Genomic DNA, 12,748 nt, shown 5'->3' on the forward strand with positions numbered 1-12,748 from the left:
ATGGGATAAACCCATGATTGCTGTTGCCTAGATTTTCGCCGCGCATTATGCGTGCTCTAAAGTGCAATGTATATTAAATTAATCAGATAAAGTTTCAGTTGTAGTTTAACTTTGCGTTAACTTTGATTGACCTAAACCTCAGCTCCTAAAAATTGCTCCCTCAATAGTCGGGTATGAAGAGACAAATTATGAATATCAAACACTTCGAAAAAACATCCTTAGGCTTTTTCCCCACACCTTTAGTCGAGTTGTCAAATCTAAGCCATTTTCTAGATGGCCCGCAAATATTCATGAAACGAGATGACCTGACAGGTTTGGCATTAGGGGGCAATAAAACCAGAAAACTCGAATATATTTTAGCTGACGCGTTACAACAAGGTTGCGACACTATCATTACCGCCGGAGCGGCGCAGTCCAACCATTGTCGTCAAACGGCCGCCGCCGCTGCTAAATTAAATTTAGAGTGTCATTTATTGCTTGGGGGAGAAGCACCAACGGAAACCCAAGGCAATTTACTGTTAGATCAACTTTTTGGTAGCCACATTCACTGGACTGGCTCTAACCGCAAAGGGCAAGATATCCCTCGCATATTCTCGCAACTGCAAGCAGAAGGTAAAAAGCCTTATATCGTGCCTTATGGTGGTTCTAATGAATTAGGTGCATTGTCTTTTATCGATGCGGTAGCTGAGTTGCAACAGCAAAATACCGATGTTGAGTTTTCACATGTGATATTTGCTTCAAGCTCCGGAGGTACTCACGCAGGATTAATTTTAGGCAAAGAAATTTACAAGCAAACCTTTGATTTAATAGGCATTAACATCGATAAAGAAGCCAATTCAGATTTACCTTTTGAACAGCAGATTGCTCAGTTGGTAAATACCACCGCTGAAAAAATAGGTCTAGATTATCAATTTCAACCACACCAGCTCATTCTAAATGCGGATTATGTCGGTGGAGGGTATGGCGTAATTGGGCAACAAGAAAAAGAAGCGATTTCACTAACGGCAAAACATGAAGGCATATTGTTAGATCCTGTTTATACCGCAAGGGCCATGAGTGGACTAATTGATTTGGTTCGTAGTGGCAAACTGACTAAAAACGACAAGGTGCTTTTTTGGCATACAGGTGGCGCGCCATCGTTGTTTGCCTACGCACAGGCGCTAGATTAGTCCGCTATCACCAATTAAGGCATATGATAGCTCTGCAAAGTCGCACTAATCTATTGCCACTCTAGTGTGTTGTTATAAAATTAACACTTTGTTTTATAATAGATTTAAAGGTAAAAATTGATGGAAAAACCGGCTACTGAGAGCTTTTGGGGACTCACCCCTATATTACTGTTTATGCTCTTAGTTATAGGCACCGGGCTGATGACACAAAGTTTTTCCACTATGCCTATCTTAGTCGCATTTATGATTTCAGCGGGATTTGCGTTATTACTTAACAATAAAACATCAAAATTATCTGTATCAGAAAAAATCGATATTTTTTGTAAAGGTGGCGGCGACAAAACCATTATTTTATTGGCTGTGATTTTTCTATTGGCTGGGGCGTTTTATGCCGTCACTATTGATATTGGCGCCCGAGACGCCACTGTCAATTGGGCCTTAAATTATGTGCCCACTGCCTATCTATTGCCTGGCCTGTTTGTGATTGCTTGTTTTATCGCTTTTGCTATGGGCACTTCAATGGGCACCATTACCGCGATAACACCTATTGGTATAGGGTTAGCTGAAAGTCTCAGCGTGCCTGTCCCTCTGACAGTGGGTATAGTCATTGGTGGAGCAATGTTTGGTGACAACTTGTCCTTTATTTCCGATACCACCATTGCTGCAACTCGTACCCAAGGTGTGCAATTAAGGGATAAATTTAAAGCCAATTTAATCATTGTTTTACCAGCAGCATTAATAACAGTAGTGTTGCTTTTAGGAGTAGATATTGATGGCAGTGCTGTTATTACCTCTGAAGATTATGACCCATGGTTGATGTTGCCCTATTTGTTGATTATTGGTTGCGCACTGTTTGGAGTAAACGTAATTGGCGTGTTAGCTGTGGGTATAGGCAGCGCCTGCGTGATCGGCTTATCTAAAGACTTGTTGACCCTTGCAGCTATGTTACAAAGCATACAAAAAGGAATGGGATGGATGCAAGACATGGTAGCCATTGCCCTACTAATAGGTGGCATAGTGGCACTTATGCATGCCTATGGCGGTATTCAGTGGTTGGTCAGTCACATTACTAAAGGGATCACCAATAAAAAAGGTGCAGAATTTGGCACTGCTGCATTAGCGAGTGCGCTGGATATAGCCACAGCCAACAATACTATTGCAATACTTGCCACAGGTCCCATAGCCAAAGACTTAGGTGACACCTACCAAGTAGATCCGAGGCGTACTGCAAGTTTACTTGATATATTTTCATGTGGCTTTCAAGGGTTAGTCCCCTACGGAGGACAACTTTTGGCTGCCGCTAGTCTTGCCGGTGTATCCCCCATAGTGTTAACACCATATTGTTGGTACCCCATGTTGATTTTAGTGTTTGCGCTTTTGGCAATCGCAACTGGGTTACCCAAATTCAAAGATAAGGCAACCGATGACTTTGGCTAAACTACGCAAAACCTTGATGACAGTTGTGAATGCTAGACTCATTCTTTAAGCCGCAGTAGGATCCAATTGTTGCAATATATCGTACAGGCCAGTCTCATCAACTTTTAGGGTATTGGCGGCGGCTTGTTGCAACCGAGCTTGGGCAATAAAACTACAGTTAGCGACCACCTCTGGGTCGATAACCTCTGCATTATTGTGTTGTGATAACGGTTCAGGGTGCATCGCCAACCACAGATGCGCAGATTGTATTTGACCACTGTCTATTAATTGACTGGTATTCTGACAAGTTCGCCAATAAGTATCATCAACTTGCAGAGGATTGGGGCGGTAATAATTGAGATCTTTTGGATGCTCTGGGCTTTGATTGGTTTGTTGGTTTTTCTCTACATTCGGTCGCTGTGAACAATCTTGCTCAAGCATCGCCATAATCAACGCAAATTTTGCCCCTTCTCTCGAGGCGCGGTTAATTGTGCCATTTAATTCATAGTCATTAGATAAAATCGCTTCAAAGCTAGCGTTAAGATCAGATTGACTTGTATTAATCGAGTCGGGCAAGTGCGTGTTCACTAAGAAAAAAACAGATACCTTAGTTATCGTGTTTTCTAGCAAAGACTTTAGGCATTGAAACACCTAGGTGTGCGATACCACCTGTAATTTCGGCCAAATCGTTAACCATGACTTTTGGGATATTCTGTTTCTAAAAACCTGTTCGTCTGCTTTTGGGTTAAAGGTAATCTGTTGTGCGAATAATGAACTAAGGCCAAAAGGTGCATTAACAGTAATGACTCCTCTCGCATCTATTTTTACTGCAACTGCGGTTTCTTTTTCCGGCCAAAAAGTCATGGCATCGGTACTACTTAGATAACAATTATGCTGGCGCTTTTTATGCATCAAGGCTTGATTTTTAACCTGCCAATTGACATTAGGGAGTCGCTGCTGCAACTGGCGAGTGGCGTGTTCAGCTAGCTGACCTTGCGTGTCGGATTGACTATAATAGATCACGTCCACATCATTCAATTGAGTTTTAATTTTGTGTAAATGATCCCAAACCAAATTACGCACAAAACCAGCGGCCACCCAACAGTCGGTCAATACGAGGGTGGCAACAGCTTCAAGTATTGCCAAACGATCGTTATCACTTTGCAACAAACTTATGAGACGTTGTTCTTCGCCCAATGCCATTTAGCTTTAAGTAAATAATTTAGGAATGAGTACAGGTGTCGCCTTTTTATAGCGTTGATAATCGTCATTGTCAGCCCAGCGCTCATCAGCTTGCTCTTCTTGCAGAGACACCCCGCTGATTTTTGTCAGTAATAGTAAAACGAACAAGGGAGAAATTAGCGTTAAGTGTTGCCATTGATACAAAGCGGGATAAGCGATAATTGCGATTCCGATCCACAGCAAAATTTCACCAAAATAATTAGGATGACGGGATCGAGCCCACAACCCCGTTTCAATAAACTGTGTTTTTGTGTCTTGTCGTTGTTTAAATTTGCGCTTTTGATTATCGGCCACAGCCTCAATTAAAAAGCCAATTAGCCATAGCATAAGACCAACGACCCCAATCCAACCAAAATCAGTTTTATGGCTCGAGGTTATAGCCGCGATTGCTGCGCCCGCGGTAATTAAAACCCATAACCCTTGCACCGTCCAGGCAATCGAAAAACGCCAAAAGTTATGTTTAATCTCATCGAAACGACTATCAGATCCTTGTTTACGTACTCTTAAAAACAGAAAACCCGCCAAGCGAATCGCCCAAATAGCCACCACGGCAGTCAGGATCGTGGAGCGAATGTCAGTTTGTTCACTTTGCAGATAAGCAAAAATAATGACGGCTATGTAGGTTGCGCCCCCAGTCAAATCATAAAAATGCTCTGTTTTAAGTAAGTGAGCAGGGATCAACACCACCCACTGAACGACGAAAGCGATCAGCGCACAACTTGCAAAAACTGACAAGGTGCTGTCTAAGGTAATATTGTTTGAATCTAAATTAAGTAGCTGGCCATCATCACTGCCTGCCCAAACCATTGCCACAGCTAATACAAAAACGACGAGATGAATAATTAAAGCGCGAATAAATTGCATAGTTAAGGTTCCTAAGTTTTTATTTTGATTATCAACCCTTAGCGCTTTTATACCCTTTCTAATCAAAAAAAGTTCTGTTAACTCATTTTATTTTGACAAATAGTTAATTTGATAGCATTCTTTAAGCCTAATTTATAACCGAGTAAGCCAATGAACAATTCAATTGCCAGAGTCGCCCCTGCGATTATCAGCTCGGTTATGAAGTCTGAGATTTCCAGCCGAGCATAATCTTTCTAGGCATAAAGCGACAACAAAGCTTTGTTAGCCCTAAAAAATCAAATTAAGTAACGACCTAACATCTGACTATTTTTGCTGCGCTAAAAACAGGTTAGTTGTCTAGGCATATGGAAATTATTATGCAAAATCAATCAAGTACCAATTCAGAACAAAGTAAACAATCTATATATAGCTTATTCAAACAATCCTTGAGCAGCGATAATCAGCAAGACTTAACCCAAGGTTCAATTGGCAAAGCGGCATTTTTGCTTTCTGTGCCTATGGTGTTAGAAATGATAATGGAATCGGTGTTTGCTATTACCGATATCTTTTTTGTCTCCGCTTTGGGCCCAGAGGCCATCTCGGTTGTGGGCTTAACCGAAGCGGTGATCACGCTGTTGTATGCCGTAGCAATTGGCTTAGGCATGGCGGTCACCGCCACGGTAGCTCGAAGAGTTGGAGAGAAAAACATTACTGGTGCCAATCAAGTTGCGGCTCAAACGATTTGGATAGGTTTGGGGGTGGCTTTGGCGGTAGGAATTCCAGGCAGTATTTATGCTGTCGAGATATTACGCTTGATGGGCGCTACCCAAGACGTGGCGATAATGGGCCAAGGATACACTGCCATCATGTTGGGAGGGTGTGTCAGTATTTTATTTTTGTTCTTATTCAATGCTATTTTTCGTGGTGCCGGTGATGCCAAAATTGCAATGAAGTCTTTGTGGTTAGCCAGTGGCATTAATATTGTACTTGACCCCATATTAATATTTGGATGGGGCCCCTTTCCTGAAATGGGATTAACTGGTGCGGCCGTGGCCACTACTATTGGTCGCAGTGTTGGGGTGTTGTATCAGCTATATCATCTGTTTTCTGTCAGCGGAAAAATCCAGCTTTTTATCCATAAGTTAAGACTAGATTTAGCGGTTGTTGCTGGAATACTAAGAGTTTCTGTAGGCGGCGTTTTACAATTCTTAATTGCCACAGCCAGTTGGGTGTTCTTAGTGAGGATAGTGTCACATTTCGGTAGTGATGCGGTGGCAGGTTATACTATTGCAATTAGAATCGTGATGTTCACTATGCTACCCGCCTGGGGCTTAAGTAATGCTGCGGCAACATTAGTAGGACAAAACTTAGGTGCTAAACAAGCCGCAAGAGCTGAAGTTTCGGTGTGGGCAATTACAAAATATAACTTAGCCTTTATGTTAACTGTGGCTTTCGCATTTTATTTTTTCTCAGCCAGCATCATTAGTCTCTTTAGTGACAACACTCAAGTTATTGAATATGGCACGCAATGTTTAGAATTTGTGGCTTATGGTTATGGATTTTACGCTGTGGGTATGACTTTAGTACAAGCCTTTAACGGTGCGGGTGATACTATGACTCCCACAGTGATTAACTTTGTTTGTTATTGGTTATTGCAGATACCACTCGCGTACTGGTTAGCCATTAGCTTAGAGGTAGGGCCTGCGGGTGTATTTGCAGCTATTCCTTTGGCATCACTGTTTATCGCTATACTCGCATTCGTGGTTTTTCGCACGGGCCGCTGGAAAACTAAGCAAGTTTAGCGGTTAATTGACATTTGAGATTAATCCACGAATATAGCGGTTGCGCAAAACTAAAAACGCGATAACAGCGTAACGCTTATTAAGCATCAGAATAAACTATTGGGAAGTATCTATGAACAAACTTTTATGTGCGGGTTTATCAGCCACGTCACTATTGTTATCGAGCCAAGTTTTGGCAGAAAAATCTCCGTTGCAGCCAAACAGCAAGGTAAATAACCAACTCGCTGAAACGCGTATTGTTGGAGGGGAAGAAGCCGTTCAGGATAACTGGCCTTGGATGACCGCCTACGTATTCACTTTTACCGACTTCCTGACATCCTTAAGTGTGAGTGGCGTTGATTACGAAACCAGACCTTTTACATCTGGTGCGCCGGGTGAAGCGAGCGCTGAAATGATTTCCTGTGGCATAGCCGATGAAGTCTGTGCTGAGGCCACTGGCAAGGTGTGTTTAATCGAACGAGGAGAGGTAGATTTCTCCCTAAAAGCAGACAACTGTGAAGCCGGTGGAGGTATTGGTGCGATTATTTATAACAATGAAGAAACAGGCAATATCTCCGGTACATTAGGCGATGATTATACTGGTACTATTCCAGTTGTTGCTGTCACTCGAGACGACGGCTTACAACTATTGGAACAACTTGATAGCGTTGCAACACTGTCGGTGAGCGCAACAGCACAATTACAACAAGACTCTACATGTGGTGCGTCATTTTTAGGCGATAAATGGGTACTGACCGCGGCGCACTGCGTGGACGACGGCAATCCATCCGGCTTTAAAATGAACATAGGGGAATACGATTTATCTGATGGAGCAGAAAATGCCATCGATATCGCGAATATCTTTATGCACCCACAATATGATGCCGACGAAATCAGCAGTGACATTGCCATAATTGAACTGGTTACGTCCGTCGAAGGAGCAGCCGTACAATTAGCCAATTCTGAAGATACAGATCTGTGGGCTATTGAAAACAGTGTGGCAACTGTCGCCGGTTGGGGTGGCCGTGAAGGTTATGCGCCAGGTGAAGGCCCAACGTCTGATTTTCCAGATGTACTGCACAAAGTTGACTTGAGCCTTTCAACTAATGCGCAATGTAGAGAAGTGTTAGGAGAAACCTTTGGCATTTCACCAGACAACGTATCTGTAACTGATGTGATGATTTGTGCATCTTTTCCCGCTGGCGGTAAAGGTTCCTGTCAAGGAGACAGTGGCGGGCCGCTTGTTGTGAATACAGGTTCAGGTGTACAACAAGTTGGTATTGTCAGTTGGGGCTTTGGTTGTGCTGAAGCGGGGTATCCTGGCGTGTATACTCGCGTAGCTGAGTTTACAGATTGGATATCAGCAATCACTGACGGAATTGCAGTGCCGCAAACCCAAGATTTTGGTATCGGACTGGAAGGGGTTGAACAAACTACCGAACTGACTGTTTCTAACAACAGTGAAATCAATGTAGGCCTAAGTTTTGAACTTTCAGCGAACAGCAACCTCGACTTCAGTTTGGATAGCAGTAATTGCGCCACCTTAGATGCCGGTGCAAGTTGCCAAATAAGCTTAAGTTACCTTCCCACTACTTTAAGTGCTGTGACAGCAGAGTTGATTATCACCACAGACAACGATCAAGTGCCAGCCAGTAAAACTTACATTCTTGGTAATACCTTGGGCTCTGCAAGTGACTTATCATCTGCCGCCGGCACAGCTTCAGACGCCGTCACTATCTTTAGTGGAGGCTCAAACGGAGCGTCAGGTTGGACAGCCAATGCTAGTGAAGGCCTTGAGAGTGGCACGAATAATGATTTGCAAGACAGCGTGCTAATAGCTCAAATTGAGGGAGAAGGTGTGTTAACTTTCGATTGGTCAGTCTCTTCTGAAGAAAACACAGACTTAGAAATCACGGATCCTGAATTTGAACCCTACGATGCCCTTTATTTATATGTGAACGGGGAGCTAATTGAATACATTTCAGGAGAAGTCGATTTTACAGAAGTGACTATTGACCTACCTGAAGGTACAAACGTCGTCAATTGGACCTACAACAAAGATCCTGCAGCTTCGGAAGGTGAAGACAAAGGTTTCATACGTAACTTGGTATTTACGCCAACAGTAGTGGAAGAGCCTGTGCCACTGCCAGTTCCCACCGATTCATCTGGTTCGTCAGGCGGTGGTAGTTTAGGGTGGATGATACTGTGCTTATTTGGACTAACGTTTAGATTGAGAAACCCACACTAGTTGACATCTATATGATGATAAAAGGCAGGGTATGTGATAACTACCCTGCCTTTTTTGTATCTAGAAAATTTTCAAAGTACTGGAAATCGTTTTGCGTATCGCCCTTGGGAGTCAGCGGTATCGAGATTTTCAATAAACGGCTTACTTGATTCTGGACTGCAAGTCACGATGTGTTGGGTCTGTGCAGAGAGTATTGCAATACAGCTTACTAACAATAAAAATCCACAAAACCATAAACCTATCAGAGCTTTTTTCATCAAACACACCCAAAGTGTTTGTTATCGACATACTAATAAGTCGATGCGCAATCCAAAAAAGTTTATAGAAGTTGCAAATAAAGTTGAGCAGTAGCCTTACGTGATTGATTCAGAGTCTCGATTCACTGGTCTTTTTTTATTTTTTGCCACGCGGCTTCCATCTGTTGCAGACTAGCGTCGTGTATATTCATACCTTGATTATCAATCTCTTTCTCAACCTTTCGAAAACGATTCTCGAATTTACGATTAGCTTTGATTAATGCGGTTTCAGCGTTGACTGAGCTATGTCTGGCTAAATTGACTACGGCAAATAATAGATCTCCAATCTCTTCTTCAATCGCTACTTGATTTGGCTCTGGAGCGTTAATTTCAACAAGAACTTCTTCTATTTCTTCGTGAATTTTATCAACAACTGGCGGTAACTCAGTCCAATCAAATCCAACATTGGCACACTTTTTCTGGATTTTTTGCGCCCGCAATAAAGGGGTCATTCCTTTAGGAATGTTTGCCAAAGCACTGATATCTATTGGTTTGTTTGATGCTTCACGTTCTTGTTGTTTAATGTGTTCCCATTGCTGATTGAGTTCATCTTCGCTCTTTGTGGCAGGACCTTTTACAGCACTTTGAAAAACGTGGGGATGACGCCTTACTAACTTATCACTGATAGTTTGTGCAATATCCTCAAAGTCGAATTGTTGTTGTTCCTGGGCAAGTTGTGCATAAAACACTATCTGAAATAATAAGTCACCTAACTCGTCCTTAATATCAAGCATATTACCGCTCAAAATAGCGTCTACCACTTCATAGGTTTCTTCTATTGTATGGGGCACTATGCTCGTAAAATTTTGTTTTTGATCCCATGGGCAACCAGTTTTTGGATCTCTTAATTGCTGCATTATTTTCAACAAACGGGAGATTTGCTGATTAGACATTTTTGCTTCAGACACTTACTTATCAACCTTAATCACTTCAGTTACCCCTTTGATAACTTGCAGGCGACTCTTGGCTTTGGATAGAAGACCTAGGTTTTTCACCTCTAAACTTAATTCAATAATGGCGGTATGAAGCTTAGTATCACTTTTACTGTTAACTCCCAATAGGGTTACTTGTTCGTTAGCGATAACAGTGGTTACATCTCGTAAAATACCGTCTCGGTCTTCGCAAACTACCTGCAATTTAGTCTGAAATGCAGCTTGTAAATTATTAGCCCAATTGACGTCTATTTGCCTTTCGGGGTGTTGATCCAGCAAGTTTGCTAGTTGCTCACAATCTTCTCTGTGTACACTGACACCACGACCTTGGGTGATATAGCCCATAATTTCTTCGCCCGGTAATGGCTGACAACAACCCGCGATTTGACTGAGTAGATTACCGACCCCTTCTACCACTATGCTGTCTTTCTTGAGCTTCGCCGATTGCGGTTTTTTAGACCTGATTTTTAATTCTGGCTCTGGCGCATATTTTTGCTGTAAAAAGTGCACCACTTGCATAATACGCACATCGCCACCGCCCACACCGGCATAGAGGTCGTCGATGCTTTGCATGTTAAATCGCGAAATAGCTTCGCCTGCCAGTTTCGGCTCAATATTGGCTTTGACTAACTCTCTATCAAGCAACTCTTTACCCGCTTGTTGGTTCTTATCTTTATCTTGCTTCTTAAAGTAAGTTTGGATCTTGGCACGAGCACGGGATGAATACACATAACCTAAACCTGGGTGCATCCAATCGCGACTGGGATTTGAATGTTTACCCGTAAGAATTTCAACCTGATCCCCAGTTTGTAATTGGTAAGTAAAAGGAACAATTCTGCCGGCTATTTTGGCTCCATTACATCTATGCCCCACATTACTGTGAATGTAATAGGCAAAATCCAATGGCGTTGAACCTAGGGGCAAATCAACCACATCACCTTTGGGAGTAAAAACGTAAACCCTATCATCAAATACCTGACTACGTAGTTCTTCAACTAAATCGCCACTGTCAGCCACTTCTTCTTGCCAAAGTAGAATTTTCCGCAACCAATTGATTCGTTCTTCGTAGGCCGAACGACTCGACGTCGTACCTTCTTTATAGCGCCAATGCGCTGCCACACCTAACTCGGCATCTTCATGCATTTTTGCAGTACGAATTTGAATCTCAATGGTTTTACCTTGTTTACCCAAGGTCACTGTGTGGATTGATTGGTATCCATTAGGTTTGGGCGTGGCTATATAGTCATCGAATTCATTCGGGATATGTTTCCAGTGAGCATGCACTACCCCTAAAGCGGCGTAACAATCTTGCAAACGTTCGGCTATGATGCGCACCGCTCGAATGTCATACAGCTGTTCGAAACTAAGATGTTTTTTTTGCATCTTTTTCCATATGCTATAAATATGTTTGGGCCTACCATAAACCTTGGCCTTAATATTTTGGCTATCTAGAACCCCCTGTAACTCCTCAACAAAATCATCAATATATTGCTCACGGTCGGTGCGACGCTCATCGAGTAACCCAGCTATTTGTTTATAAGTGGTGGGATGTAGATATCGAAAAGAGTGATCTTCTAGCTCCCATTTTAACTGGCCTATCCCTAGTCGATTCGCCAAAGGGGCATAGATAGTCGAACATTCCCGCGCCACCAACACCCGAGTTTCTTCATCCTCATGTTTAACTTTTTGCAAGGCGCAAATACGTTCAGCAAGCTTAAGCACGACGGCGCGAACATCTTCAACCATGGCCAATAACATGCGGCGCACGTTATCGATTTGCTCTTCATCGTTTTTCTTTTTACTGTTAGCCCGAGAATGCAAAGACTTGATAGCGTCCATACGTCTCACGCCGACAATTAACTTCTGTATGCCTTCACCAAAGAGTTCTTTTATTTGCTCTTCATCTAGCTTGTGTACTTCACAATAGGGATAAATTAGCGCCGCCTGCAAGGTCTCATCGTCCATGTGCAATTCGTGCAGAATCTCAACCATTTCCTGCCCAATTAGCAGGATTTCAGGGGTATCAGACACATCTCTGAGTTTTTGTTTGCTTGTTTCGGGCAGATTTAAGCCTGCCAACCATTTATCAAAGGGAGGGCGGTGATCTTCATGTACTGTTCGAATTGAAACCATATAAATCTATCCTACTTCACCGAAATGAGATGAATTGGGTAAAGCAATTATTAATTGCGGCAACATAAGCTAAGTCCATTTTTGCAGGTTACTTTGACGTTAGTATTGAATTTTCCATCTTTTGTCTTCAATTTTACAATCATATTACGCGCCAACATTTTTGCTACACGGCGCCCCAATTAAAAGGCTTACATGGCTAGGCTGATGACGGCTGCATCAAGCTAGCACTTAGTGGCACCAACTTAGTGCGTACCTAGTTAAAACTATTTTACTTCTTTATTGAATGCTTTTGATTACAGCCTTTATTCAACAAGACTCTAGAACAACAGTCGCCATCGCATAATGCTGTTCATCTGAAATCGATATAAAACTGTTATTGATAGCCTGTTCTTCACAAAGTTCAGCAAATTTCCCTGAAAAAACCAGTGTCGGTTGCCCAGAGGGCAAATTCACTACTTCTACATCGTGAAAACTGACCCCGTTTCCAATGCCAGTGCCCAAAGCCTTTACAGCCGCCTCTTTAGCAGCAAAACGTTTTGCCAAAAAACGCTCTGGAAATTTATGGGTAGTAAAAATAGCTAATTCGGTAGCGGTTAATACTCGCTGTGCGAGACGTTGTGACTTATTTAATTGACTCGCAATTCTTGCGATTTCCACCACATCAGTACCCAGCCCTCTAATTGCCATG

General features: G+C 42.6%; 11 protein-coding genes. 5 read left to right on the top strand and 6 right to left on the bottom strand.

Annotated features, from left to right (window positions below; translation table 11 throughout):
• Positions 1–188: 188 nt before the first annotated feature.
• Entirely contained in the window at positions 189–1,169 is a 981-nt protein-coding gene (locus ABJK37_RS02265) for a D-cysteine desulfhydrase family protein (RefSeq protein WP_348349677.1), read from the top strand.
• A 120-nt stretch (positions 1,170–1,289) separates the two neighbouring features.
• Positions 1,290–2,606, top strand: a complete 1,317-nt coding sequence (locus ABJK37_RS02270) for a Na+/H+ antiporter NhaC family protein (protein WP_348349679.1) — start codon at positions 1,290–1,292, stop codon at positions 2,604–2,606.
• A gap of 45 nt (positions 2,607–2,651) precedes the next feature.
• On the opposite strand, the gene ABJK37_RS02275 is transcribed toward ABJK37_RS02270, so the two are convergent.
• From ABJK37_RS02275 to ABJK37_RS02285, 3 genes are all read right to left on the bottom strand, one after another.
• Positions 2,652–3,161: a VC2046/SO_2500 family protein gene (locus ABJK37_RS02275; protein ID WP_348349681.1), complete on the bottom strand. Its 510-nt coding sequence runs from the start codon at positions 3,159–3,161 to the stop codon at positions 2,652–2,654.
• A 75-nt stretch (positions 3,162–3,236) separates the two neighbouring features.
• Positions 3,237–3,788, bottom strand: coding sequence for a nucleotidyltransferase family protein (locus ABJK37_RS02280; RefSeq protein ID WP_348349683.1), 552 nt, complete (start codon positions 3,786–3,788; stop codon positions 3,237–3,239).
• Positions 3,789–3,794: 6 nt separating this feature from the next.
• Complete coding sequence (locus ABJK37_RS02285) at positions 3,795–4,691, bottom strand: DUF1295 domain-containing protein (RefSeq protein ID WP_348349685.1); 897 nt, start codon at positions 4,689–4,691, stop codon at positions 3,795–3,797.
• 356 nt (positions 4,692–5,047) lie between these two features.
• Here ABJK37_RS02285 and ABJK37_RS02290 point away from each other — a divergent pair, with 356 nt between their 5' ends.
• The 3 genes from ABJK37_RS02290 to ABJK37_RS02300 all read left to right on the top strand — a co-directional run bounded on the left by ABJK37_RS02290 (position 5,048) and on the right by ABJK37_RS02300 (position 9,050).
• Positions 5,048–6,472 carry an MATE family efflux transporter gene (locus tag ABJK37_RS02290; RefSeq protein WP_348349687.1) on the top strand — a complete coding sequence of 475 codons (1,425 nt, stop codon included), beginning with the start codon at positions 5,048–5,050 and terminating at the stop codon, positions 6,470–6,472.
• 112 nt (positions 6,473–6,584) lie between these two features.
• Positions 6,585–8,699: a trypsin-like serine protease gene (locus ABJK37_RS02295; protein WP_348349690.1), complete on the top strand. Its 2,115-nt coding sequence runs from the start codon at positions 6,585–6,587 to the stop codon at positions 8,697–8,699.
• Between the two features lie 33 nt (positions 8,700–8,732).
• Complete coding sequence (locus ABJK37_RS02300) at positions 8,733–9,050, top strand: hypothetical protein (protein WP_348349692.1); 318 nt, start codon at positions 8,733–8,735, stop codon at positions 9,048–9,050.
• 28 nt (positions 9,051–9,078) lie between these two features.
• Here ABJK37_RS02300 and mazG read toward each other — a convergent pair whose 3' ends face one another.
• The 3 genes from mazG to acpS all read right to left on the bottom strand — a co-directional run bounded on the left by mazG (position 9,079) and on the right by acpS (position 12,747).
• A complete protein-coding gene (gene mazG, locus ABJK37_RS02305) occupies positions 9,079–9,888 on the bottom strand; it encodes a nucleoside triphosphate pyrophosphohydrolase (RefSeq protein ID WP_348349954.1) in 810 nt (269 codons plus the stop codon).
• A 15-nt stretch (positions 9,889–9,903) separates the two neighbouring features.
• Positions 9,904–12,060, bottom strand: a complete 2,157-nt coding sequence (gene relA / locus ABJK37_RS02310) for a GTP diphosphokinase (RefSeq protein ID WP_348349694.1) — start codon at positions 12,058–12,060, stop codon at positions 9,904–9,906.
• 306 nt (positions 12,061–12,366) lie between these two features.
• On the bottom strand, positions 12,367–12,747 hold the full coding sequence (gene acpS, locus ABJK37_RS02315) for a holo-ACP synthase (RefSeq protein WP_348349696.1): 381 nt from the start codon (positions 12,745–12,747) through the stop codon (positions 12,367–12,369).
• Between the last annotated feature and the right edge of the window lies 1 nt (position 12,748).

It is taken from the genome of Paraglaciecola sp. (assembly GCF_039964565.1).
GTDB lineage: Bacteria > Pseudomonadota > Gammaproteobacteria > Enterobacterales > Alteromonadaceae > Paraglaciecola.